We start from the raw sequence: 26,684 nt of genomic DNA on the forward strand, positions 1-26,684 counted from the left end.
GGCGGACGAGGAGAAGTACCTCGATTACCTGAAGCGGGCGACGGCTGATCTGCGCGACGCCCGCCGCCGGGTGCGCGAACTGGAGGACAACCGCCAGGAGCCCGTGGCCATCGTCGGCATGAGCTGCCGCTACCCGGGCGGCGTGACCACGCCCGAGGACCTGTGGCGCCTCGTGGCCGACGGCACCGACGCCATCTCCCCGTTCCCCACCGACCGCGGCTGGGACACGGACGAACTGTTCGACCCGGACCCGGACAACCAGGGCACCAGCACCACCGCCGAGGGCGGCTTCCTCTACGACGCCCCCAAGTTCGACGCCTCGTTCTTCGGCGTCTCGCCGCGCGAGGCCCTCGCGATGGACCCCCAGCAGCGCCTCCTCCTGGAGACCGCCTGGGAGGCCATCGAGCGCGCGGGCATCGACCCGGTCTCGCTGCGCCGCAGCCGCACCGGTGTCTTCGCCGGTGTCATGTACTACGACTACGCGACGCGCCTGCACGCCCTGCCGGAAGGCGTCGAGGGCTACATCGGCACCGGCAACGCGGGCTCCGTCGTCTCCGGCCGCGTCGCCTACACCCTCGGCCTCGAAGGCCCCGCGGTGACCGTCGACACGGCCTGCTCGTCCTCCCTCGTCGCCCTGCACCTGGCCGCCCAGGCGCTGCGCCAGGGCGAGTGCACCCTCGCCCTCGCGGGCGGCGTCACCGTCATGCCCACGGCGGGCACCTTCGTCGACTTCAGCCGCCAGCGCGGCCTGTCGACGGACGGCCGCTGCAAGTCCTTCGCCGCCTCCGCCGACGGCACCGGCTGGGGCGAGGGCGCGGGCCTCCTGCTCCTCGAACGCCTCTCGGACGCCCGCCGCAACGGCCACAAGATCCTCGCCGTCGTCCGCGGCTCCGCCGTCAACCAGGACGGCGCCAGCAGCGGCCTCACCGCGCCCAACGGCCCGTCCCAGCAGCGCGTCATCCGCGACGCCCTCACCAGCGCCGGCCTGAAGCCGGGCGACATCGACGCCGTCGAGGCCCACGGCACCGGCACCACGCTCGGCGACCCCATCGAGGCCCAGGCCCTCATCGCCACCTACGGCAAGGACCGCTCCGAGGAACAGCCCCTGTGGCTCGGCTCGTTGAAGTCCAACATCGGCCACACCCAGGCCGCTGCCGGAGTCGGCGGCGTCATCAAAATGGTGATGGCCATGCGGCAGGGCGTCCTGCCGAAGACCCTGCACGTGGACGAGCCCACCCCCCAGGTGGACTGGGAGGCCGGGGCCGTCGAGCTGCTCACCGAGTCCCGCGAATGGCCGGGCCGCGAGGGCAGCGGGCCGCGCCGCGCGGGCGTCTCGTCGTTCGGCGTCAGCGGTACGAACGCGCATGTCATCGTGGAGCAGGCGCCGGTCGATGAGCCGGAGTCCGGCGAGGCCGGGAAGCCTGAGCCCGGGAAGGCTGAGGCTGGAGAGCCCCTCGCGCCTTCGGTCTCTTCGGTCGTGTCGGGTGTGGTCCCGCTGGCGTTGTCGGCGAAGTCGCCGGAGGCGTTGCGGGCGCAGGCGGGACAGGTGCGGGAACTTCTGCTCGCGCGGGACGGCCTCGAACTGGGTGATGTGGCTTGGTCGTTGGCGGTGTCGCGGTCGCGGTTCGAGCATCGGGCTGTGGTCCTCGGCGGTGATCGGGACGAGCTGCTCGCCGGGCTTGCCGAGCTGGCCCAGGGCGACGCGACTGCCAAGAGCGTTGTCACTGGGCGGGCGCTGGGTGGATCGGTCCGTCCGGTGTTCGTGTTCCCGGGGCAGGGGTCGCAGTGGGCCGGGATGGCGCGTGAACTGCTCGACTCCAGCCCGGTGTTCGCGGAGCGGATGCGGGAGTGCGGGGACGCGCTCTCGGAGTTCGTCGAGTGGAATCTGCTCGATGAGCTGAGCGGGGACAACTTCGACCGGGTGGATGTGGTCCAGCCGGTGTTGTTCGCGGTGATGGTGTCGCTGGCCGAGGTGTGGCGTGCGGCGGGTGTGGAGCCCGCCGCTGTCGTCGGGCACAGCCAGGGTGAGATCGCCGCCGCGTGCGTCGCGGGGGCGCTGACCTTGCGGGATGCGGCGCGTGTCGTGGCGCTGCGGAGCCTCGCCATTCGTGAGCTGTCGGGCAAGGGCGGGATGGTGTCCGTGCCGCTGCCCGAGGGCGAGGTGCGTGCGCTGATCGCCGCGTGGGACGGGCGGATCGAGCTGGCCGCCGTCAATGGTCCTGCTCAGGTGGTCGTTTCCGGCGAGCCCGAGGCCCTGGAAGAGCTGGTCGCCCAGTGCGTCGCCCAGGACATCCGCGCCCGCACCATCCCCGTCGACTACGCCTCCCACTCCTCCTACGTGGAGCAGATCGAGGCCCAGACAGCCCAGACGCTGGCTTCGGTGACCCCGCAGGCGGCGCGGATCCCGCTGTACTCCACCCTGACCGGCGAGTGGCTGGACGCCAACACTCCGATGGATGCGGGCTATTGGTACCGCAACCTCCGTCAGACCGTCCTCTTCGAGCACGCCACCCGAGGCCTCCTCGTCGAAGGCCACAGCCTGTTCGTCGAGATGAGCCCGCACCCGGTGCTCACCGTCCCGGTGCAGGCGACCATCGACGCCACGGACAGCCCCGCGGCCACCCTGGGCTCCCTGCGCCGCGACGAAGGCGGCGCCGACCGCCTCGCCGCCTCCCTCGCCGAAGCACACGCGCACGGCGCGGAGCTGGACTGGAGCGCCCTCTTCCCCGGCCCCCGCACCACCGTCGACCTCCCCACCTACCCCTTCCAGCGCGACCACTACTGGATGGTGGCCCCGGACGGCGACGCGGACGACGAGGCCGCCGCGCTGAGCGTGGACGAGGTCGAGTCGCGGTTCTGGGAGGCCGTGGAGCGCGAGGACCTGGAGCAGTTGACGTCCACGCTCGTCGACGTGGACGAGCGTTCGCTGAGCGCGGTCCTGCCGGGGCTCGCGTCCTGGCGGCGGCAGCGGCGCGAGCGGTCCACGCTCGACGGCTGGCGCTACCGGGTCACCTGGAAGCCGCTGCCGAGCGGACTTCCGACCGCCGCGCTCTCGGGGCGCTGGCTCGTCGTCGTACCGGAGAGCGCCACGGAACGGGAGTGGGCGGCGGGCGCCGTCGACGCGCTGACGCGTGCCGGTGCGGAGGTCGCGGAACTGGCCGTGTCTTCGCAGGAGTTGACGCGTGAGACGTTGGCCGAGCGCCTGCGGCAGGCGGTGGCGGCCGACGGTACGGAGCCCGCCGGTGTCGTGTCCCTCCTGGGGCTCGACACGTCCGCGCACGCGGAGCACCCGGGCGTGCCCGTCGGTCTCGCGGGCACTGTCGTGCTGGTGCAGGCACTCGGCGACACCGGGATCGGCGCTCGGATGTGGGCGGTGACCTCCGGTGCCGTGTCCATCGGGCGCAGCGACCGCGTGGAGAGCCCCGCCCAGGCGCAGTTGTGGGGTCTTGGCCGGGTCGTGGCCCTGGAGCACCCGGACCGCTGGGGCGGTCTGATCGACCTGCCGCAGGCGTACGGCGAGCGCGTCGCATCGCGGTTCGCGGCGGCCCTTGCGGGCGCGAACGCGGGCTCGGATTCCGGTGCGGGCTCGGGCGCTGAGGATCAGCTCGCGGTGCGGGACACGGGCGTCTTCGCACGCCGCTTCGCGCACGCCCCCCTGGAGACCGGCACGGGTACGGAGCCGGAGTGGTCGCCGCGCGGCACCGCGCTGGTCACCGGCGGTACCGGCGCGATCGGCGGGCATGTGGCGCGCTGGCTGGCCCGTGCGGGCGTCGAGCACCTGGTCCTGACGAGCCGTCGTGGCCCGGACGCCCCGGGCGCCGCCGAGTTGAAGGTCGAGCTGGAGGAGCTGGGCGCCGGAGTCACCCTCGCGGCCTGCGACATCGCCGACCGTGACGCCGTCGCCGGGCTCCTGGAGGGTCTGGCCGCCGACGGCCGCACCCTGCGCTCCGTCTTCCACGCGGCAGGCGTGAGCCCGGCGTACACCGTCGAGGACATGACCCCCGCCGACATCGCGGAGGTGTTCGGCGCGAAGACGGCCGGTGCCACGCACCTGGACGAACTCCTCGACAGCGACGCGCTGGACGCGTTCGTGCTGTTCTCGTCCAACTCCGGCGTGTGGGGCGGTGGGGGCCAGGGCGCCTACGCGGCGGCCAACGCCTACCTCGACGCGCTCGCCGAGGCCCGCCGCGCCCGCGGCCTCAGTGCCACCTCCGTCGCCTGGGGCGCCTGGGGCGGCAGCGGCATGGCGGCGGCCGAGGAGGCCGAGGAGCACCTGCGGCGCCGGGGCGTGACGGCGATGGCGCCGGAGCGCGCGGTGGCGGCTCTCGCACAGGCGGTCGCGTACGACGAGACGTTCCTGGCCGTGGCGGACGTGGACTGGGAGCGGTTCGTGCCCTCGTTCACGTCGGTGCGGCCGAGCCCGTTCCTCGGGGACCTGCCGGAGGTGCGGCGGGCGCTCGCCGGGCCCGAGACGGCGGTCGTGTCGCCCACGCGGGGCTCGGGCACGGGCTCGGAGTGGGCCGACCGGCTCACGGGTCTCGCGGAGCGCGAGCAGGAGCGACTGCTGCTCGATCTGGTGCGTGGGCAGGCGGCCTCCGTCCTCGGCTACGCGGGCGCGGAAGCCGTCGAACCCGGGCGCGCCTTCCGCGAGTTGGGGTTCGACTCGCTCACGGCCGTCGAGGTGCGCAACCGCCTCGCCGCCGCGACCGGCCTGAAGCTCCCCACCACCCTTGTCTTCGACTACCCGACGTCGGCCGTCCTCGCTGCTTACCTGCGGGCGCAGTTGACCGGCGACAGCAAGCCGGGCGCGGCCCCGAGCGGGACGGTCGCCCCGGCCGGAACGGGCGCCGGAGTCGAGGACGACCCGATCGTCATCGTCTCGATGAGCTGCCGCTACCCCGGCGGCGCCACCAGCCCCGACGCCCTCTGGCGCCTGGTCTCCGACGGCACCGACGCCATCTCCGTCTTCCCCGCCGACCGCGGCTGGGGCCCCGACGGACTCTTCCAACCCGAGGAGGGCCGCGCCGCCGAGGCGAGCTTCGCCGCGCAGGGCGGATTCCTCTACGACGTCTCCGAGTTCGACGCCGGACTCTTCGGGATCTCCCCGCGCGAGGCCCTGGCCATGGACCCGCAGCAGCGGCTCCTCCTGGAAACCTCCTGGGAACTCTTCGAGCGCGCGGGCATCGCTCCGTCGGCCCTGCACGGCAGCAGCACCGGCGTCTTCGTCGGCGCCTGCGCCCAGGGCTGGTCCGCGGGCCTGGCCAACGCGCCGGAAGGCGTCGAGGGCTACCTCATGACGGGCGACGCCACCAGCGTCATCTCCGGCCGCCTCTCGTACTCCTTCGGCCTCGAAGGCCCGGCCGTCACCGTCGACACGGCCTGCTCGTCGTCCCTCGTCGCCCTGCACCTGGCCGCGCAGGCCCTGCGCCAGGGAGAGTGCGACCTCGCCCTCGCGGGCGGCGCCACCGTCATGGTCAGCCCGGCGGCCTTCCACGAGTTCAGCCGCCAGCGCGGCCTCGCCGCCGACGGCCGCTGCAAGCCCTTCGCGGAGGCCGCGGACGGCACCGGCTGGGGCGAGGGCGTCGGCCTGCTGCTCCTGGAGCGCCTGTCCGACGCCCGCCGCAACGGCCACGAAGTCCTCGCGGTCGTCCGTGGCTCCGCGATCAACCAGGACGGTGCCAGCAACGGCCTGACCGCCCCCAACGGCCCGTCCCAGCAGCGCGTCATCCGCGCCGCCCTCACCGGTGCCGGACTCACCGGCGCCGACGTCGACGCCGTCGAGGCCCACGGCACCGGCACCACCCTCGGCGACCCCATCGAGGCCCAGGCGCTCCTGGCCACCTACGGCAAGGACCGCCCTGCCGAGCAGCCGCTGTGGCTGGGCTCCATCAAGTCCAACATCGGCCACACCCAGTCCGCCGCGGGCGTCGCCGGAATCATCAAAATGGTCATGGCGATGCGTGCGGGCGTCCTGCCGCAGTCCCTGCACGTGGACGAGCCGAGCACGCACGTCGACTGGTCGGCCGGCGCCGTGGCGCTGCTCGACGAGGCGCGTGCCTGGCCGGAGGCCGGGCGCCCCCGCCGCGCGGGCGTGTCCTCGTTCGGCGTGAGCGGCACCAACGCCCACGTCATCGTCGAGCAGGCACCGACGGCCGAGCCCACGGCCGCGGCCCAGCCGGTCACCGGCACGCCCACGACCGCCCTGCCCTGGCTGGTGTCGGGCCGCAACGCCGACGCGCTGCGCGCCCAGGCCGACCGCCTCCGCGAGCACGTCGTCACGCACACCGACGCCGACCCGGTCGCCGTCGGCTGGTCCCTCCTCTCGGGCCGCTCCTCCCTCGAACACCGCGCCGTCGTCCTCGGCCGGAGCCGCGAGCAGTACCTGACCGGCCTGGAGGCACTGGCCTCCGGCGGCCACGGGCCGGGAGTGGTGTCGGGTTCGGTGGTCGAGGGGCGTCTTGGGGTCGTGTTCACCGGGCAGGGCAGTCAGCGGGTCGGTATGGGCCGGGAGTTGTACGAGGCGTTCCCTGTGTTCGCGGATGCGCTGGACGAGGTGTGTGCGCACCTGGACGGGTTGTTGGACCGGCCGTTGAAGGACGTCATGTTCGGCTCGGATGCCGAGCTGCTGGAGCGCACGGAGTTCGCCCAGCCTGCTCTGTTCGCGGTCGAGGTGGCGTTGTTCCGTCTGGCTGAGTCGTTCGGGGTGCGCCCGGAGGTGGTCGGCGGGCACTCCATCGGTGAGTTGGCCGCCGCGTATGTGGCGGGGTTGTGGTCCCTCGAAGATGCGGCTCAACTGGTCGCTGCACGTGGTCGGTTGATGCAGGCGCTGCCCGAGGGCGGGGCGATGCTCGCGGTGCAGGCCGCCGAGGCGGACGTAGTGCCGTTGCTGGATGGTCTCTTGGAGAGCGTGGGTGTGGCGGCGGTGAACGGGCCGTCGCAGGTGGTGCTTTCCGGTGAGCGGGCCGCGCTGGAGGGCCTGGAGGGCAAGCTTCGTGGTGAGGGCCGTAAGGTCCGCTGGCTGAAGGTGTCCCACGCCTTCCACTCGCCCCTCATGGACCCCGTCCTGGAGGACTTCCGCAAGGTCGCCGAGAAGCTGACGTACCAGGACACCAGCCTTCCGGTCGTGTCGAACCTGACCGGTCAGCTCGCCACCCCGGACGAGCTGAAGGACCCCGACTACTGGGTCCGCCACGTCCGCGAGGCCGTCCGCTTCCACGACGGCCTCGCCACCCTCACCGGCCAGGGAGTCTCGACACTCCTGGAGTTGGGCCCGGACTCCGTGCTGACGGCGATGGCGCACGACACGATCACGGACCCGGACGCGCAGGCGGGCCTGATCGCGGCGGTGCGCAAGGACCGCGCGGAGGCGGACACGTTCCTGGCGGCTCTCGCGCAGTTGCACGTGCGCGGAGTCGAGGTCGACTGGGCGCCGTTGTACGTCCCGGTCGAGGCGCGGCGCCGTGTGGACCTGCCCACGTACGCTTTCCAGCGGCGCCGTTACTGGCCGAGTGCGGCCGTGCGGGGCGCGGGCGATGTGTCGGGTACGGGGCTGGTGTCGGCCGGGCACCCGCTCCTTGGGGCGGCCGTGCCGCTCGCGGGTACGGACGGGTACCTGTTCACGGGTCGTCTGTCGGTGGCCACGCATCCGTGGCTGGCGGATCACGCCGTGGGCGGGCAGGTGTTGCTGCCGGGGACGGCGTTCGTGGAGTTGGCCGTGCGGGCCGGTGACGAGGTGGGTTGCGGGGTGCTTGAGGAGCTGACGTTGGCGGCTCCGCTGGTGCTGCCGGAGCGTGGCGCCGTGCAGTTGCAGGTCAGCGTCGGCGCCGCGGACGACGACGGGCGGCGGAGCGTCGCCCTGCACTCCCGCGAAGAGCGTGACGACCACGCGGACGACGGCGGGTGGACCGCCCACGCGAGCGGTGTCCTCTCCGGCGCCGGGCAGCCGCAGGCCGGGTTCCGGCTCGCCGAATGGCCGCCGCGCGACGCCGTCGAAGTCGACGTCGAGGACCTGTACCGGCACCTGACGGAGCTGGGCTTCGCCTACGGAGACGCCTTCCAGGGGCTGCGCGGAGCCTGGCGGCGCGGCGACGAGGTCTTCGCCGAGGTCGCCCTGCCGGAGGAACAGCACCAGAACGCCGAGTCCTTCCGGCTGCACCCAGCCCTCCTCGACGCGGCCCTGCACGTGCTCGGCCTCGGCGTGCTCCGCGACGACACGGAGGCCGACGGCGAGAGCGGCGGCGCCCGGCTGCCGTTCGCCTGGACCGGCGTCTCGCTGCACGCGACCGGCGCCTCCGCCCTGCGCGTCCGGCTGACCCCGACGGGTGACGGCGGCGTGGCGCTCGCCGTCGCCGACGGGCTCGGCGACCCGGTCGCCACCGTGGGCTCCCTGGTGTTCCGGCCGGTCGAGGTGGACCGGCTCGGCGCGGGGGCCGCCGACGACTCGATGTTCCATGTCGCCTGGCAGCGGCAGGCCGTGGCGCCCGCGGAGCAGGTGCCGTCGGCGCAGCTCGGCACGGGCGGGACGGTGCCCGGGGCGCCGACCTTCGCGGACCTCGCGGCGCTGGGTGCCGCGGTGGACGCGGGGGAGGAGGTTCCGGCGGCGGTGGTGTGGTCGGCCGGGGCCGCGCCGGTCGACGGCGGCGACGATCGCGGCGGCTCCGCTGCCGTCGACGGCCGCGACGTCTTCGTACGGCCGGAGTCCGTTTCCGCCGCGCTGGCCGAAGCCCTCGCCGTGGTGCAGGCCTGGCTCGCCGACGAGCGGTTCGCCGACGCGCGGCTCGCCGTGGTGACGCGGGGGGCCGTGGCCGCCGGGGACACGGTGGCCGATCCGCTGGGTGCCGCGGTGTGGGGGCTGGTGCGGTCGGCGCAGTCCGAGCACCCGGGGCGGTTCGTGCTCGTGGACGCGGATGCGGACGGAGGCGTGGTCGCCGAGTCGTCGCTGGCCGCCGTCCTTGCCTCGGGCGAGCCCGAGGTGGCGCTGCGGGGCGGCGAGGCGTGGGTGCCGCGGCTGACGCGCGTCGCCGCCGAGCCGGCCGCGGAGGTGACCGCCCCGTTCGGCGCGGGCACCGTCCTCGTCACGGGTGCCTTCGGCGGCCTGGGACGCGTCGTGACGCGGCACCTGGCCGAGCGGCACGGCGTACGCGACCTGCTCCTGGTCTCGCGGCGCGGCAACGACGCGGCCGGAGCCGCGGAACTCACCGCTGAACTCGCCGAGTTGGACGTCAACGCCACAGTGGCCGCGTGCGACATCGCCGACCGCGACGCGCTGCGCGCCCTCCTTGAGCGGACCGGCGGCGAACTGTCGGCGGTCGTCCACGTGGCGGGCGTACTCGACGACGGTGTGATCACGTCCCTGACGCCCGAGCGCCTGGACACGGTCCTGCGTCCGAAGGTGGACGCCGCGCTGCACCTGCACGAGCTGACGGCCCACCTGGATCTGTCCGCGTTCGTCCTGTTCTCCTCCGCCGCCGGAGTCCTCGGCGGCGCCGGGCAGGCGAACTACGCGGCGGCGAACGCCTTCCTGGACGCCCTCGCGGCCACCCGCCGAGCCCAGGGCCTGCCCGCGACCTCCCTCGCCTGGGGCCTGTGGGCGCAGGGCAGCGACATGACCGGCAAGCTCGCCGGTGCGGACCTGGAGCGCATGGCGCGCGGCGGCGTCGCCGCACTGTCCACGCGGGAGGGCCTGGCCCTCCTGGACACCGCGGTGACCCTGACCGCACCGCCGCACGCGACGGCCCCCGCCGCGCTCGTCCCGCTCCGCCTGGACACCGCGTCCCTGCGGGCCACCGCGGGCACGGACGCCGAGGCGATCCCGGCGCTGCTGCGCGGCCTGGTCCGCGCCCCCCTGCGGCGGACCGCAGCAGGAGCCACGACGAGCGCGCCCACCGGCCAGGCCACGCTCCTCGCCCAGCTCGCCGGGCTTGACGCGGCGGAGCGCGACAAGGTGCTCACCGAACTGGTCTGCACGCACGTCGCGGCGGTCCTCGGCTACGAGTCCGCTGCCGCCGTGGAGGCCCACCGCGCCTTCCGCGAGCTCGGCTTCGACTCCCTCACGGCCGTCGAACTGCGCAACGCCGTGAACGGGGCCACCGGCCTGCGCCTGCCCGCCACCCTGATCTTCGACTACCCGAACCCGGCCGCCCTCGCGGCCCACCTGGCCACCGCCCTTCCCCTGGGCGAGGGGCCGGGCGGCGGCGGACCCTCGGTGCTCGACGAACTGGACCGCCTGGAGTCGTCGCTCCTTGCGATGGAGGCGGACGGCGGCATCGTCCACTCGAAGATCACCATCCGGCTCCAGAGCCTGCTCTCGCGGTGGAGCGCACCCCAGGGCCAGGGCCCCGCCGGCGCGGGTCCGCAGGACGACGACCTGGACCTGGACGCCGTATCGGACGAGGAACTCTTCAACGCGCTCGACGACGAACTCGGAATCGACTGACGTGCCTCGATCCCCGGGAGCACCTGAAGCCCCGCAAGCAGCCGAAGTCCCCGAAGTACCCGAAGTACCCGAAGCAATCGACCGCACGACCAGCGCCACCAGCGCGGCCTTCATCAACACCACGAGGAGCTGACGACCAGATGTCGAACGAGGAGAAGCTTCGGGATTACCTCAAGCGGACGACATCCGACTTGCGTCAAGCTCGTCGCCGTCTGCGCGAGGTGGAGGAGCGGGACCAGGAGCCCATCGCCATCGTGTCGATGAGCTGCCGCTACCCCGGCGGTGTCCGCACCCCGGAGGAGCTGTGGCAGCTCGTCTCCGAGGGCACCGACGCCCTGACCCCCTTCCCCACCGACCGCGGCTGGAACGCGGACGCGCTGCACGACCCGGACGGCGACGACACCCCCTACGCCCGCGTGGGCGGATTCCTGCACGACGCCGACCGGTTCGACGCCCCGTTCTTCGGCATCTCGCCCCGCGAGGCGCTGGCCACCGACCCGCAGCAGCGCCTGCTCCTGGAGACCTCCTGGGAGCTGTTCGAGCGCGCGGGCATCGACCCGGCCTCGCTGCGCGGCAGCCACACCGGCGTCTTCGCCGGCGTCATGTACCACGACTACGCCTCCCGGCTGCACTCCGTGCCCGAGGACGTCGAGGGCTACCTCGGCACCGGCGCGTCCAGCAGCATCGTGTCCGGCCGTGTCGCCTACACCTTCGGCCTTGAGGGCCCGGCGGTCACCGTCGACACGGCCTGCTCGTCGTCCCTGGTCGCCCTGCACCTGGCCATCCAGGCGCTGCGCCAGGGCGAGTGCTCCCTCGCCCTCGCGGGCGGCGTCACCGTGATGTTCACGCCCGGCACGTTCGTCGACTTCAGCAAGCAGCGCGGCCTCGCCTCCGACGGCCGCTGCAAGCCGTACGCCGACGCGGCGGACGGCACCGGCTGGGGCGAGGGCGCGGGCCTGCTGCTCCTGGAGCGCCTGTCCGACGCGCGCCGCAACGGCCACCAGGTCCTCGCGGTCGTCCGTGGTTCCGCCGTGAACCAGGACGGCGCGAGCAACGGCCTGACCGCGCCGAACGGCCCGTCCCAGCAGCGCGTCATCCTCCAGGCCCTCGCCAACGCCCACCTGGCCCCCGAGCAGATCGACGCCGTCGAGGGCCACGGCACCGGCACGACCCTCGGCGACCCCATCGAGGCCCAGGCCCTGATCGCCACCTACGGCCAGGACCGGCCCGCCGGCCGGCCGCTGTGGCTGGGCTCCGTCAAGTCCAACCTCGGCCACACGCAGGCCGCCGCCGGTGTCGCGGGCATCATGAAGATGGTCATGGCGATGCGGGCGGGCGTCCTGCCCCAGACCCTGCACGTCGACGAGCCGAGCACGCACGTCGACTGGTCCGCCGGCGCCGTGGAACTCCTGACCGTGGCCCGCGCCTGGTCGGAGCGCGAGGACGGCGTGCCGCGCCGCGCCGGTGTCTCGTCCTTCGGCGTGAGCGGTACGAACGCCCACGTCATCGTGGAGCAGGCCCCGGCGGAGGAGCCCGCCGAGGCCCCCGACGAGCCCGCGGCCCCCGCGCCTGCCACCGCCCTCCCGTGGCTGGTGTCGGCCCGCACCGCCGACGCACTGGGCGCACAGGCCGCCAAGCTCCGCGAGCACGTGGCCGCCCGCACCGACCTCGACCCCGTCGACGTCGGCTGGACCCTCCTGTCGGCCCGTGCCCTGCACGAGCACCGCGCGGTCGTGTTCGGCCAGGACCGGGAGCAGTTCCTCACCGGCCTGGAGGCGCTGGCGTCCGACGGCCCCGCGGTCGTCTCGGGCGCTGTGGCCGAGGGCCGCCTCGGCGTCGTCTTCACCGGCCAGGGCAGCCAGCGGATCGGCATGGGGCGTGAGCTGTACGAGACGTTCCCGGCCTTCGCCACGGCCCTGGACGAGGTGTGCGGACACCTCGACCCGCTTCTCGACCGGCCCCTGAAGGACGTCGTGTTCGGCACGGACGCCGGACTCCTTGAGCAGACGGGGTACGCGCAGCCCGCGCTGTTCGCCGTCGAGGTGGCCCTCTACCGCCTGGCCGAGTCCTTCGGCGTGCGCCCCGAGATCGTCGGTGGCCACTCCATCGGCGAGCTGACGGCCGCGTATGTGGCCGGGCTGTGGTCCCTGGAGGACGCGGCCCGACTGGTCGCCGCGCGCGGCCGGTTGATGCAGGCCCTGCCCCGGGGCGGCGCCATGCTCGCCGTCCAGGCCGCCGAAGCCGACGTGCTGCCGCTCCTTGAGGGCGCGGAGGACCGTGCCGGTCTGGCCGCCGTGAACGGCCCGTCGCAGATCGTGCTCTCCGGCGACCGCACGGTCCTGGAGGGCCTGGAGGAGAAGCTTCGCGGTGAAGGCCGCAAGGTCCGCTGGCTGAAGGTGTCCCACGCCTTCCACTCGCCCCTGATGGACCCGATCCTGGACGAGTTCCGCGCGGTCGCGCAGGGCCTCGCGTACCAGGACCCGAAGCTGCCCGTCGTCTCCAACGTCACGGGTGAACTCGCGGAGTCCGACCAGCTGAAGGACCCCGACTACTGGGTCCGCCACATCCGTGAGGCCGTCCGCTTCCACGACGGACTCGCCACCCTCACGGGCTTCGAGGCGTCCACGCTCCTCGAACTCGGCCCGGACGCCGTCCTGACGGCGATGGCGCACGACACCCTCACCGAGACGGACGCCCAGGCCGGACTCGTCGCCGCCGCCCGCAAGGACCGCCCCGAACCCGACACGTTCCTCACTGCCCTCGCGCAGCTGCACGTGCGCGGCATCACGGTCGACTGGACGCCCCTGTACGCCCCCGTCGAGTCCCGCGACCGCGTCGACCTGCCCACGTACGCCTTCCAGCACCAGAGCTACTGGCTGCACGCCCCGGCCCTCACCGGCGACGTCACCTCGGCCGGACTCACCGACGCCGACCACCCGCTGCTCGGCGCGGCCGTCCAGGTCGCCGGGAGCGACGCCCGGCTCTTCACGAGCCTGCTGTCGGTCGACGCGCACCCCTGGCTCGCCGACCACGTCGTCGCCGACCGGACGCTCCTGCCCGGCACGGCCTTCGTCGAACTGGCCGTGCGCGCCGGTGACGAGGTCGGCTGCGACCTGCTCGAAGAGCTGATCCTCGAAGCCCCGCTCGTCCTGCCCGACGACGGCACCGGCGTTCAGCTCCAACTGTGGGTCGAGGAGCCCGACGCCACCGGGCGCCGCCCCTTCACCCTGCACTCGCGGCGCCAGAACGACGTCCCCGACGAGCCGTGGACCCGGCACGCGGCCGGTGTGCTGGCAGCCGCCGACCCGTCGGCCGCACGGCCCACGGGCGCCGACACGGGCCTCGCCCAGTGGCCGCCGACCGGCGCCGTCGCCGTGGAGACCACCGAGCTGTACGCGGGCTTCGCCGCCGCGGGCCTCGGCTACGGCCCGGCCTTCGAGGGCGTACAGGCCGCATGGCGCCTCGGTGACGAGGTGTTCGCCGAGGTCGCCCTCGCGGACGGACAGCGCGACGACGCGAGCGCGTACGCGCTGCACCCGGCGCTCCTCGACGCGAGCCTGCACGGGCTCGCCCTGACCACCGTCGGCGACGACGACACGGCGGGCGCCCGGCTGCCGTTCTCCTGGACCGGCGTGACCCTGTACGCGACCGGAGCCTCCGCGCTGCGCGTCCGCCTCACGCCCGCCGCGTCCGGCGCCGTGTCCCTCACCCTCGCCGACGCCTCCGGCGAACCCGTCGCCACCGTCGACTCCCTCGTCCTGCGCGCCCTCGCCGCCGGGGAACTGGACGCCGCGTCCGGCGGCGACGACTCACTGTTCCGCGTGGACTGGACCGTGGTGTCCGCGCCCGCGCCCGCCACGAGCGGCCCGTACGCCGTCCTCGGCACCGACGAACTGGGCCTGCGCGCCGCACTGGCCGCCACCGGCGCGCCGGTCACCGCCTACGCGGACGTGGCCGCCCTGGCCGCCGCCGTGCGCGACGGCGCCGCGCTGCCCGAGTCCGTCTTCGTGACCCGCGTCGGCGACACCGACGACGGCGACACCGCCGGATCCGTACGCGCCTCCCTGTACGACACGTTGGGCGTCGTGAGGGAGTGGCTGGCGTTCGAGGACGGCGCCGAATCGCGACTCGTCGTGGTGACTTCCGGCGCCGTGGGCGTCGGCTCCGGCGACGTGGTGTCGGCCGCGGGCGTGGTCGACGCGCCCGTGTGGGGCCTGGTGCGGTCGGCGCAGTCGGAGAACCCGGGGCGTCTGGCCCTGGTGGACGTCGACGGTGGTGAGCAGGCGCTCGCGCTGGTGCCGGGTGTGCTCGGTCTCGACGAGCCGCAGGTGGCGGTGCGCGGGGACGTGGTGTGGGTGCCGCGGCTCGCGCGGGCCGTCGGCGGTGTCCTGGAGGTGCCCGCCGGTGAGTCCTGGCAGTTGGGCGTCACCGGCCGGGGCACCCTGGAGAACCTGGCGCTGCTGCCCGTGGCCGACGACGCCGACGAGTTCGGCGGCAGGACCCTCGCGACGGGCGAGGTGCGGGTCTCCGTACGCGCCGCCGGTGTGAACTTCCGCGACGCCCTCATCGCGCTCGGCATGTACCCCGGCGACGCGGTGATGGGCACCGAGGGCGCGGGCGTCGTCGTCGAGGTCGGCCCCGGCGTGACGGACCTGGCCGTCGGCGACCGCGTCCTCGGACTCATCGACGGTGGCTTCGGGCCGCTGGCGGTCGCCGACGCGCGCATGCTCGCGCCGATGCCGGAAGGCTGGTCCTTCGCGCAGGCCGCGTCGGTGCCGACGGTGTTCCTCACGGCGTATTACGCCCTGCGGGACCTGGCTGCCCTGGAAGCGGGCGAGTCTGTCCTCGTGCACGCCGCCGCCGGTGGCGTGGGCATGGCCGCGGTGCAGCTCGCCCGGCACTTCGGCGCCGAGGTGTACGGCACGGCGAGCACCGGCAAGTGGGACGTGCTCCGCGCGTCCGGCATCGAGGACGCGCGCATCGCCTCCTCGCGCACCCTCGACTTCGAGGCGTCCGTGCTCGCGGCCAGCGACGGCCGGGGTGTGGACGTGGTTCTGAACTCTCTCGCGCGGGAGTTCGTGGACGCGTCGCTGCGGTTGCTGCCGCGTGGCGGGCGGTTCGTGGAGATGGGCAAGACCGACCTCCGCGACCCGAGCGCCGTGGCCGACGCCCACCCGGGCGTGGAGTACCGGAACTTCGACCTCGCCGAACTGTCCCCCGACCGCGTCCAGGAGATGCTGGCGGAGGTCCTGGCGTTGTTCGAGCGGGGTGTGTTGTCGCCGTTGCCGGTCAAGGCGTGGGATGTGCGGCGTGCGCCGGAGGCGTTCCGCTATCTGAGCCAGGCCCGGCATGTGGGCAAGGTCGTGCTGACGTTGCCGCCTGTCTTCGACGGGCGGGGCACGGTGCTTGTGACTGGTGCGCTGGGTGGTCTGGGGCGGGTTGTGGCCCGGCATTTGGTGGAGCGGCATGGTGTGCGGGACTTGCTGTTGGTGTCGCGTCGGGGTGAGGACGCCCCGGGTGCGGGTGAAGTGCGCGCGGAGCTGGAGGGGTTGGGGGCTTCGGTTGCCATCGTGGCATGCGATGTCGCTGACCGTGCGGCGCTGGCCGGACTGATCGACTCTGTACGTGATGACCTGGGCGCGGTCGTGCATGTGGCGGGTGTCGTGGACGACGGTGTGTTGACGTCGCTGACGCCGGAGCGGTTGGACACGGTGCTGCGTCCGAAGGTGGACGCGGCGGTGAATCTGCATGAGGTGACGGCGGGTCTTGATCTGTCGGCGTTTGTGTTGTTCTCGTCGGCTGCGGGTGTGCTGGGCAGTGCGGGGCAGGCCAATTACGCGGCTGCGAATGCCTTCTTGGATGCGTTGGCTCAGTACCGCCGTGCTCAGGGGCTGCCTGCGACGTCGCTTGCGTGGGGTTTGTGGGCGGACCAGGGTGGTATGGCTGGTGCGTTGGCGGATGAGGACATCGACCGGATGAACCGGGCCGGTGTCGCCGCGCTGTCGGCCGAGGAAGGCCTCGCGCTCCTCGATGCCTCGCTCGCGCAGCCCGACGGCGCCCTCGTCCCCATGAAGCTGCACCTCGACACGCTGCGCCGCCAGTTCGGCGCGGACGTGCCCCCGCTGTTCCGCGGCCTCATCCGTGGCGGCGGACGTACCCGCCGCGTGGTCGAGGCCGGCCCCGCGGCGGCCGGGACCTCGCTCGCCGACCAACTGGCCGCGCTGGCCCCCGAGAACCGCGAGCGCGCCCTCCTCGACCTCGTCCGCGCCCAGGTGGCCGCCGTGCTCGGCTACGCCTCCGGTGACGACGTGGCGCCCACCAAGGCGTTCAAGGAGCTGGGCTTCGACTCGCTGACCTCCGTCGAACTCCGCAACCGCCTCAACGCGGCGACCGAGCTGCGGCTGCCCGCCAGCCTCGTCTTCGACTACCCGACGCCCAAGGTCCTCGCCCAGTACCTCGGCACCGAGATCCTCGGCGACCTCGCGGCCGCCCAGGGCGCGGCCGGCGGCCGCGGCGCGCAGGTGGCGGTCGCGGCCCAGGACGAGCCCATCGCCATCGTCGCGATGAGCTGCCGCTTCCCCGGTGGCGTCCACACCCCCGAAGACCTGTGGCGGCTGCTCACCGACGGCGAAGAGGCCATCACCGAGTTCCCGGAGGGCCGCGGCTGGGACACGGCGTCCCTCTACGACCCCGACCCCGACCGCGTCGGCACCAGCTACGCCCGCGAGGGCGGATTCCTGCACGACGCGGGCGAGTTCGACGCCTCCTTCTTCGGCATCTCGCCCCGCGAGGCCCTCGCCATGGACCCGCAGCAGCGCCTGCTCCTGGAGACCTCCTGGGAGGCCATCGAGCGCGCCGGAATCGACCCCGCCACGCTGCACGGCAGCCCCACGGGCGTCTTCGCCGGACTCATCTACCACGAGTACGGCTCCCAGCTCGCGAGCGTCCCCGAAGACCTCGGCGGCTACCTCGGCACCGGCAGCTCCGGCGCCATCGCATCGGGCCGCATCTCGTACTCCTTCGGCCTCGAAGGCCCGGCCGTCACCGTCGACACCGCGTGCTCCTCCTCCCTCGTCGCCCTGCACCTCGCCGCGCAGGCGCTGCGCCAGGGCGAGTGCTCGCTGGCCCTCGCGGGCGGTGTGACGGTCATGCCCACGGCGGGCACCTTCCTGGAGTTCAGCCGCCAGCGCGGCCTGGCCCCCGACGGCCGCTGCAAGCCGTTCGCGGCCGCCGCCGACGGCACCAGCTGGGGCGAGGGCGTCGGCATGCTGGTCCTGGAGCGCCTGTCCGACGCCCGGCGCAACGGCCACCAGGTCCTCGCGGTCGTCCGTGGCTCCGCGGTCAACCAGGACGGTGCCAGCAACGGCCTGACCGCCCCGAACGGCCCGTCCCAGCAGCGCGTCATCACCCAGGCCCTCGCCAACGCCCGCCTCACCACCACGGACGTGGACGCGGTCGAGGCCCACGGCACCGGCACGCCCCTCGGCGACCCCATCGAGGCCCAGGCCCTCATCGCCACGTACGGCAGGGAGCGCCCGGCCGACCGGCCGCTGCTCCTCGGCTCCGTGAAGTCCAACATCGGCCACACGCAGGCCGCCGCCGGTGTCGCCGGTGTCATCAAGATGGTCATGGCGATGCGCCACGGCGTCCTGCCGCGCACGCTGAACATGGACGCTCCGACCCCCGAGGTCGACTGGTCGGCGGGCACCGTGGAACTCCTGGCGGAGTCCCGCGCCTGGCCCGAGCGTGACGGCGGCGCGCCGCGTCGCGCGGGCGTGTCGTCGTTCGGCGTCAGCGGGACGAACGCGCACGTGATCCTGGAGCAGGGCCCGGCGGCCGATGAGCCGGGGGCCGACGAGAGCGGTGACGTGCCGTCGCCGGTGCTCGCGGGCGTCGTACCACTGGCGCTCTCGGCGAAGAACGAGGGCGCGCTGCGGGACCAGGCCGCACGCCTCCGGGACCACCTGATCACAGGCGAAAGCCTCGAACTGACAGATGTGGCCTGGTCGTTGGCGGTCGCGCGCTCGCGGTTCGAGCACCGAGGTGTCGTCCTCGGCCGGGACCGGGACGAACTCATCGCCGGGCTCGCCGAGCTGGCTCAGGACGACGCGAGCGCGCAGAACGTGGTCACGGGGCGGGCGCAGGGCGGCACGGTTCGCCCGGTGTTCGTGTTTCCGGGGCAGGGGTCGCAGTGGGCCGGGATGTCCCGTGAACTGCTCGACTCCTCAACGGTGTTCGCGGAGCGGATGCGGGAGTGCGGTGACGCGCTCTCCGAGTTCGTCGAGTGGGATCTGTTCGAGGAGCTGAGCGGGGACAACTTCGATCAGGTGGATGTGGTCCAGCCGGTCCTGTTCGCCGTGATGGTGTCCCTGGCCGCCACCTGGCAGGCGGCCGGCGTGCAGCCCGCCGCTGTGGTCGGCCACAGTCAGGGTGAGATAGCGGCCGCGTGCGTCGCGGGTGCCTTGACCTTGCAGGATGCCGCCCGTGTGGTGGCGCTGCGGAGTCTGGCGATCCGGGAGCTGTCGGGCAAGGGCGGCATGGTGTCCGTGCCGCTGCCCGAGGCCGACGTGCGTGAGCTGATCACCGCGTGGGACGACCGCATCTCGGTCGCCGCCGTGAACGGTCCCGCTCAGGTCGTGGTCTCCGGCGAGCCGGACGCGCTGCAGGAGCTGGTCGCGCAGTGCGTGGCCCGCGATGTCCGCGCCCGCACGATCCCCGTCGACTACGCCTCGCACTCCGCGTACGTCGAGCAGATCGAGGCCCAGATCGCCGAGGCCCTGGCCGGGGTGACCCCGCAGGCCGCCGAGGTCCCGCTGTACTCGACCCTGACCGGTGCGTGGCTGGACGCCGACACCCCCATGGACGCGGGGTATTGGTACCGCAACCTGCGCCAGACCGTCCTCTTCGAGCACGCCACCCGTGGGCTCATCACCGAGGGCCATGACCTGTTCCTGGAGATGAGCCCGCACCCGGTGCTCACCGTCCCCGTCCAGGCCACCATCGAGGCCGCCGGGCGCGAGGGCGCGGCCGCGTCCCTCGGCTCCCTGCGCCGCGACGAAGGCGGCGCCGACCGCCTCGCCGCCTCCTTCGCCGAGGCTCACGCGCACGGCGCCGAACTGGACTGGAAGGCGCTCTTCCCGGGCGCCCGTACCACCGTCGACCTGCCCACGTACGCCTTCCAGCGCCAGCACTACTGGCTCCTGTCCCCGGAGCAGGAGGCGGGCGCCGAGCCCGCACCGGTCGTGGACGAGGTGGAGGCGCGGTTCTGGGAGGCCGTGGAACGCGAGGACCTGGAGGGCCTCGCCGCCGAGCTGGAGGTGGCGGACGGTTCCGCCGCCGGGCTCGGCGAGGTCCTGCCCGTCCTGTCGTCGTGGCGGCGGCAGCGGCGCGAGAAGTCCACCGTGGACAGCTGGCGCTACCGGGTCACCTGGAAGTCGCTGGCGAGCGGTGCGCTGCCCGGGCCGGTCCTGACGGGCCGCTGGCTCGTCGTCGTACCGGAGGAGGCCGCCGCGCATCCGTGGGCCGCCGGTGTCACCGATGCGCTGGCGCAGGCCGGTGCGGAGGTCGCCGAAGTCCGCGTCAGCGGCGCGGAGTTGAACCGGGAGGCGCTGGCCGGGCGGCTGCGCGAGCAGCTCGCCGGCACCCCCGACGGGGCGGAGCCGGTCGGCGTGGTGTCCCTGCTGGCCCTCGCCGAGGACCCGCATCCGGAGCACCCCGTGCTGCCCGCCGGTCTCGCGGGCTCCGTGGCGCTCGTCCAGGCCCTGGGCGACGCCGGGACGGACGCGAAGCTGTGGGTGATCTCCAGCGGCGCCGTCTCCACCGGACGCAACGACCAGGTGGAGAGCCCCGCCCAGGCGCAGACCTGGGGCCTCGGCCGTGTCGTGGCCCTGGAGCACCCCGAGCGCTGGGGCGGCCTCGTCGACCTGCCCGCCACGCCCGACAGCCGCGCCGCGGCCCGGCTCGCCGGGATCCTCGCGGGCGTCGGCGACGAGGACCAGCTCGCCGTACGCGGCTCCGGGGTCTTCGTGCGCCGCCTCGTCCGCGCCGAGCCCGCCGCGCCCGCGAAGGGCAAGACCGCCGGGTCCGCGCAGGGCAAGTGGACCCCCCGCGGCACCGTCCTCATCACCGGCGGCACCGGCGCCCTCGGCCCCCACATGGCGCGCTGGCTGGCCCGCGAGGGTGCCGAGCACCTCGTCCTGACCAGCCGCCGCGGCCCGGACGCGCCCGGCGCCGCCGAACTCCGCGCCGAACTGGAGGGCCTCGGCGTCCAGGTGACCATCGCGGCCTGCGACGTCGCCGACCGCGACGCCGTCGCCGCGCTGCTCGACCGGCTCGCCGCCGACGGGCACACGCTGCGCGCCGTCATCCACGCGGCCGCCCTCATCGAGCTGGCGCCGATCGCCACCACCACGCTCGACGAGTTCGCCGAGATCGTCGCCGCGAAGGTCGCGGGAGCCGTCGTCCTCGACGAACTCCTGGACGACACGCGGCTCGACGCGTTCGTGCTGTTCTCGTCCATCGCGGGCGTCTGGGGCAGCGGCGACCACGCCGCGTACGCCGCCGCCAACGCGCACCTCGACGCCCTCGCCGAGCACCGCAGGGCGCGCGGACTGACCGCGACCTCCATCGCCTGGGGCGTGTGGAACGTCGTCAACCCGCACCTGAGCGGCAGCGCGCCGATCGACGTCGACCCGGAGCAACTGCGCCGTCAGGGACTGCCGTTCCTCGACCCCGACCTCGCGTTCGCGGGCATGCGGCAGGCCCTCGACGACGACGAGACGTTCCTGGCCCTCGCCGACGTGGACTGGGACCAGTTCGTGCCCGTGTTCACCTCGCGGCGCGCCCGCCCGCTCCTCGCCGACCTGCCCGACGCCCAGCGCGTCCTCGCGGCCCAGGGCGGCGCCGAGGCGGAGGCGGACGGCGGCGACACGTCGTCCAAGGCGGCCGCGCTGCGGGAGCGCCTGACCGGCCTCGCCGGACCCGAGCAGAACCGCGTCCTGCTCGACCTCGTCCTCACCCACGCGGCCGCGGTGCTCGGCTACGAGTCCGCGCAGGCCCTCGACCCCGAGCGGGCCTTCCGCGAGTTCGGCTTCGACTCGCTCACCGCCGTCGACCTGCGCAACCGGCTCGGCGCCGGCACCGGCCTGAAGCTGCCCACCACGGTCGTCTTCGACCACCCCAACGGCACCGCCCTGGCCGCGTTCCTGCGCACCCAGGTCCTCGGCGCCGACAAGGCCGCCACCGCCGCGCCGGTCGCACCCGTCGCCGCGGCCACCGACGAGCCCATCGCCATCGTCGCGATGAGCTGCCGCTACCCCGGTGGCATCAGCAGCCCCGAGCGCATGTGGGAGGTCCTGGAAGGGCGCGCCGACGTCGTCGGCGGCTACCCCGCCAACCGCGGCTGGGACATCGCCCACCTCTACGACCCGGACCCGGAGACCCCCGGCACCACCACGACCAGGGGCGGCGGCTTCCTGCACGACGCGGGCGCCTTCGACCCGGCCTTCTTCGGCATCTCGCCGCGCGAGGCCCTGGCCATGGACCCGCAGCAGCGCCTGCTCCTCGAAACCTCCTGGGAGGCCTTCGAGCGCGCCGGGGTCGACCCGCGCGCGGTCCGTGGCGAGGCCGCCGGAGTGTTCGTCGGCACCAACTACCAGGACTACGGCACCGGCCCCGGCCAGGTGTCCGCCGGATCCGAGGGCCACATCCTCACCGGCAGCGCGCCCAGCGTCATCTCCGGGCGCATCGCCTACACCTTCGGCCTCGAAGGCCCCGCGGTGACGGTCGACACGGCCTGCTCGTCGTCGCTCGTCGCCATGCACCTGGCGGCGCAGGCGCTGCGCCAGGGCGAGTGCTCCCTCGCGCTCGCCGGAGGCGTCGCCGTCATGTCGTCGCCCGGCGCGCTGATCGCCTTCAGCCAACAGCGCGGCCTCGCCGCCGACGGCCGCTGCAAGGCCTTCGCGGCCGCCGCCGACGGCATGGGCATGGCCGAGGGCGTCGGCATGGTGCTCCTGGAGCGCCTGTCCGACGCGCGCCGCAACGGGCACAAGGTCCTCGCGGTCGTCCGTGGCTCCGCGATCAACCAGGACGGTGCCAGCAACGGCCTGACCGCCCCCAACGGCCCGTCCCAGCAGCGCGTCATCCGCGCCGCCCTCGCCAACGCCCGCCTCACGCCCGCCGACGTCGACGCCGTCGAGGCCCACGGCACGGGTACGACGCTCGGCGACCCCATCGAGGCCCAGGCCCTGCTCGCCACCTACGGCCAGGAGCGCCCGGAGACCGGCGAACCCCTGTGGCTGGGCTCCATCAAGTCCAACATCGGGCACAGCCAGGCCGCGTCCGGCGTCGCGGGCGTCATGAAGATGGTCCTCGCCATGCACCACGGCGTACTGCCCCAGACCCTCCACATCGACGAGCCGACCCCCGAGGTCGACTGGACCGAAGGCGCCGTCGAGCTGCTGACCGAGGCCCGCGACTGGCCCGAGCGAGGCGACGCGCCCCGCCGCGCCGGTGTCTCCTCCTTCGGCATGAGCGGTACGAACGCCCACGTCATCTTGGAACAGCTCCCGGCCGCCGAACAGCCGGGGCCCGTCGGCGCCGACACCGACGACGGTGCTGCCGTGCCGTCGCCGGTGGTGGCCGGGGTCGTGCCGCTGGCGCTCTCGGCGAAGACCGAGGGCGCGCTGCGGGACCAGGCCGCGCGCCTCCGGGAACACCTCGTCACGCGGGACAGCCTCGAACTGGGCCATGTGGCCTGGTCGTTGGCGGTGTCGCGGTCGCGGTTCGAGCACCGGGGCGTCGTCCTCGGGCGGGACCGGGAGGAACTGCTTGCCGGGCTTGAGGCGCTGACTCAGGAGGACGCCGCTGCCACGCAGGTGGTGTCCGGACGGGCGCTGGGCGGCATCGTCCGGCCGGTGTTCGTGTTTCCGGGGCAGGGGTCGCAGTGGGCCGGGATGGCGCGTGAACTCCTTGACTCCAGTCCGGTGTTCGCGGAGCGGATGCGGGAGTGCGGGGACGCGCTCTCGGAGTTCGTCGAGTGGAATCTGTTCGATGAGCTGAGCGGGGACAACTTCGACCGGGTGGATGTGGTCCAGCCGGTGTTGTTCGCGGTGATGGTGTCGCTGGCCGAGGTGTGGCGTGCGGCGGGTGTGGAGCCCGCCGCTGTCGTCGGGCACAGCCAGGGTGAGATCGCTGCCGCGTGCGTCGCGGGGGCGCTGACCTTGCGGGATGCGGCGCGTGTGGTGGCGCTGCGGAGCTTGGCGATCCGGGAGCTGTCGGGCAAGGGCGGCATGGTGTCCGTACCGCTGCCCGAGGGTGAGGTGCGTGCGCTGATCACCGCCTGGGGCGGGCGGATCGAGTTGGCTGCCGTGAACGGCCCCGCCCAGGTCGTCGTTTCCGGCGAGCCCGAGGCCCTGGAAGAGCTGGTCGCCCAGTGCGTCGCCCAGGACATCCGCGCCCGCACCATCCCCGTGGACTACGCCTCCCACTCCTCCTACGTGGAGCAGATCGAGGCCCAGATAGCCGAGGCCCTGGCGGACGTATCTCCCCAGGTGGCCGAGGTGCCGCTGTTCTCGACGCTCACGGGGGAGTGGCTTGACACCAACACCCCGATGGATGCCGGGTATTGGTACCGCAACCTGCGTCAGACGGTCCTGTTCGAGCACGCCACCCGAGGCCTCCTGGCCGAGGGCCACGGCCTGTTCCTGGAGATGAGCCCCCACCCGGTCCTGACCGTCCCCGTCCAGGCCACCATCGACGCGACCGACAGCCAGGCCGTCACCCTCGGCTCCCTGCGCCGCGACGAAGGCGGCGCCAACCGGCTCCTCGCCTCGATCGCCGAAGCACACGCCCACGGGGCCGAGTTGGACTGGGCAGCCCTCTACCCGGGTGCCCGCGCCACCGTCGACCTGCCCACGTACGCCTTCCAGCGCGACCACTACTGGCTGCTCGCCCCGCAGGAGGAGGAGCAGCCGGAAGGCGCGCCGCTCGCCACCGACGAGGTGGAGTCGCGGTTCTGGGACGCCGTGGAGCGCGAGGACCTGGAAGGCCTCGCGGCCGAGCTGGACGTGGCCGACGGCCCGGCCGCCGAGCTTGGCGCGGTCCTTCCCGCCCTCTCGTCGTGGCGGCGGCAGCGGCGCGAGCGGTCCACGCTCGACAGCTGGCGCTACCAGGTCGCCTGGGAGCCCCTCGCGGGCGAGCTTCCGGCCGCCGGTCCGACGGGCCGCTGGCTGGTCGTCGTACCGGAGGAGTCGTCGGAGCAGGGTGCCGCCGGGCCGCTCGCGTGGACCGAGGCCGTCACCGAGGCCCTGGCGCGCTCCGGCGCCCAGACGACCGAACTCCGCGTCGCCGCAGGCGGGATGACGCGCGAGGCGCTGGCCGAGCGGCTGCGCGAGCACGCCGCCGGACCGGACGCGGAACTGTCCGGTGTGCTCAGCCTCCTCGCCCTCGACGGGTCCGCGCCCGCCGACCAGCCGGGAGTCTCCGCCGGTCTCGCCGGAACCGTCACCCTCGTGCAGGCCCTCGGCGACGCCGGGATCGGCGCGCGGATGTGGGCGGTGACCAGTGGCGCCGTCGCCACCGGTCCCGCCGACCACGCCGCCCTGCCCCCGCAGGCGCAGGTGTGGGGCCTCGGCCGGGTCGCGGCCCTGGAGTGCCCCGACCGCTGGGGCGGCCTCGTCGACCTGCCGCAGGACCCCGACCAGCGGGCCCTGTCCCAGCTCGTCGGGATCCTCGCCGGTGCCGGTGACGAGGACCAGCTCGCGGTGCGGCAGGCGGGCGTGCTCGTGCGCCGGTTCGTGCGGGCGCCGCTCGGCGCGGGCGTGACGCCGCCGTGGACGGCGCGCGGCACGGCGCTCGTCACCGGCGGTACGGGGGCGATCGGCGGGCATGTGGCGCGCTGGCTGGCCCGCGAGGGCGTCGAGCACCTGGTGCTCACCAGCCGTCGCGGCCCGGACGCCCCCGGCGCCGATGAACTCCAGGCGGAACTGGAGGAGCTGGGCGCCAAGGTGACCGTCGCGGCCTGCGACGTGGCCGACAGGGACGCCGTCGCCGGGCTCCTCGGCCGACTCGTCGAGGACGGGCACACGCTGCGCTCCGTGTTCCACGCGGCGGGCGTCGGCCAGGGCCAGCCCCTCGCGGAGACCACGGCCGCCGACATCGCCGACGTCCTGGAGGCGAAGGTCGCGGGCGCCGCCCACCTCGACGCGCTCCTCGACACCGACGCGCTGGACGCGTTCGTGCTGTTCTCGTCCAACGCGGGCGTGTGGGGCAGCGGCAGCCAGGGCGCCTACGCGGCCGCCAACGCGCACCTCGACGCCCTCGCGGAGCGGCGCCGGGCGCGCGGCCTGACCGTCACCTCCGTGGCGTGGGGCCTGTGGGCCGGGGGCGGCATGGCCGGGGACGACGGCGAGGAGCAGTTCCGCCGCCGTGGCCTGCGGCCGATGGCACCGGACCTCGCGGTCGCCGCGCTCGCCCAGGCCGTCGCGCGCGACGAGACCTTCGTCGCCGTCGCCGACCTGGACTGGGAGCGGTTCGCGCCCGCCTTCACCTCGGCGCGGACGAGCCCGTTCATCGGGGACCTGCCCGAGGTGCGCCGGTACGCGCGGTCCCTGGCCGCCGAGCCGGAGGCCGACGCGGGCACTGGCGACGACGCGGCCGCCGGTCTGCGCCGCCGCCTGGCCCCGCTCACCGAGCCGGAGCGCGAGGTGATCCTGCTCGACATCGTGCGCACGCACGCGGCCGCCGTGCTCGGCTACACCGGAGCGGAGTCCGTCGACGCCCACCGCGCCTTCCGCGAGCTGGGCTTCGACTCCCTGACGGCCGTGGAGGTCCGCAACCGCCTCAACAAGGCCACGGGGCTGCGGCTGCCCGCCACCCTCGTGTTCGACTACCCGACGTCCGTCGTCCTGGCCCAGTACCTGCGGACGCAGTTGCTCCAGGACGACACCGCCGGGGTGGACTCCACCCTCCAGGAACTGGACCGCCTGGAGGCGGGCCTCAGCTCCATCGCGCCCGACGACAGCGCCCGCATGCGCATCACGATGCGCCTGGAGGCACTGATGTCGAAGTGGAAGGGCGCGGACGCCGAGGCGCCGGCCGACGGCGAGGAAGTCTCCTCGCGGCTCGAGTCGGCGTCCGCCGACGAGGTCTTCGACTTCATCGACAAAGAACTCGGCATGTCTTGAATCAGTACAGCCTGAATCAGTCCGACCGGGCCGGTGCACGGCCCGGTCGGCCCGACCGGTGCGGT

Annotated in this window: 2 protein-coding genes; both read left to right on the plus strand. The window is 74.0% G+C overall.

Going from position 1 to position 26,684, the window contains the following annotated elements; all coding sequences use genetic code 11:
• Nucleotides 1-28: 28 nt before the first annotated feature.
• On the plus strand, nucleotides 29-10,435 hold the full coding sequence (locus tag ACZ6BG_RS33515; protein ID WP_469008511.1) for a type I polyketide synthase: 10,407 nt from the start codon (nucleotides 29-31) through the stop codon (nucleotides 10,433-10,435).
• Between the two features lie 140 nt (nucleotides 10,436-10,575).
• Nucleotides 10,576-26,619 (plus strand): type I polyketide synthase, encoded by a 16,044-nt coding sequence (locus ACZ6BG_RS33520; RefSeq protein WP_469008479.1) that lies wholly within the window; start codon nucleotides 10,576-10,578, stop codon nucleotides 26,617-26,619.
• The last annotated feature ends 65 nt before the right edge of the window (nucleotides 26,620-26,684 follow it).

This window comes from Streptomyces sp. NPDC041205 (genome assembly GCF_055591765.1).

Coding starts and splice junctions, on each gene's coding strand:
- ACZ6BG_RS33520 (WP_469008479.1), top strand. CDS start 10,576: ATGTCGAACGAGGAGAAGCTTCGGGATTACCTCAAGCGGACGACATCC.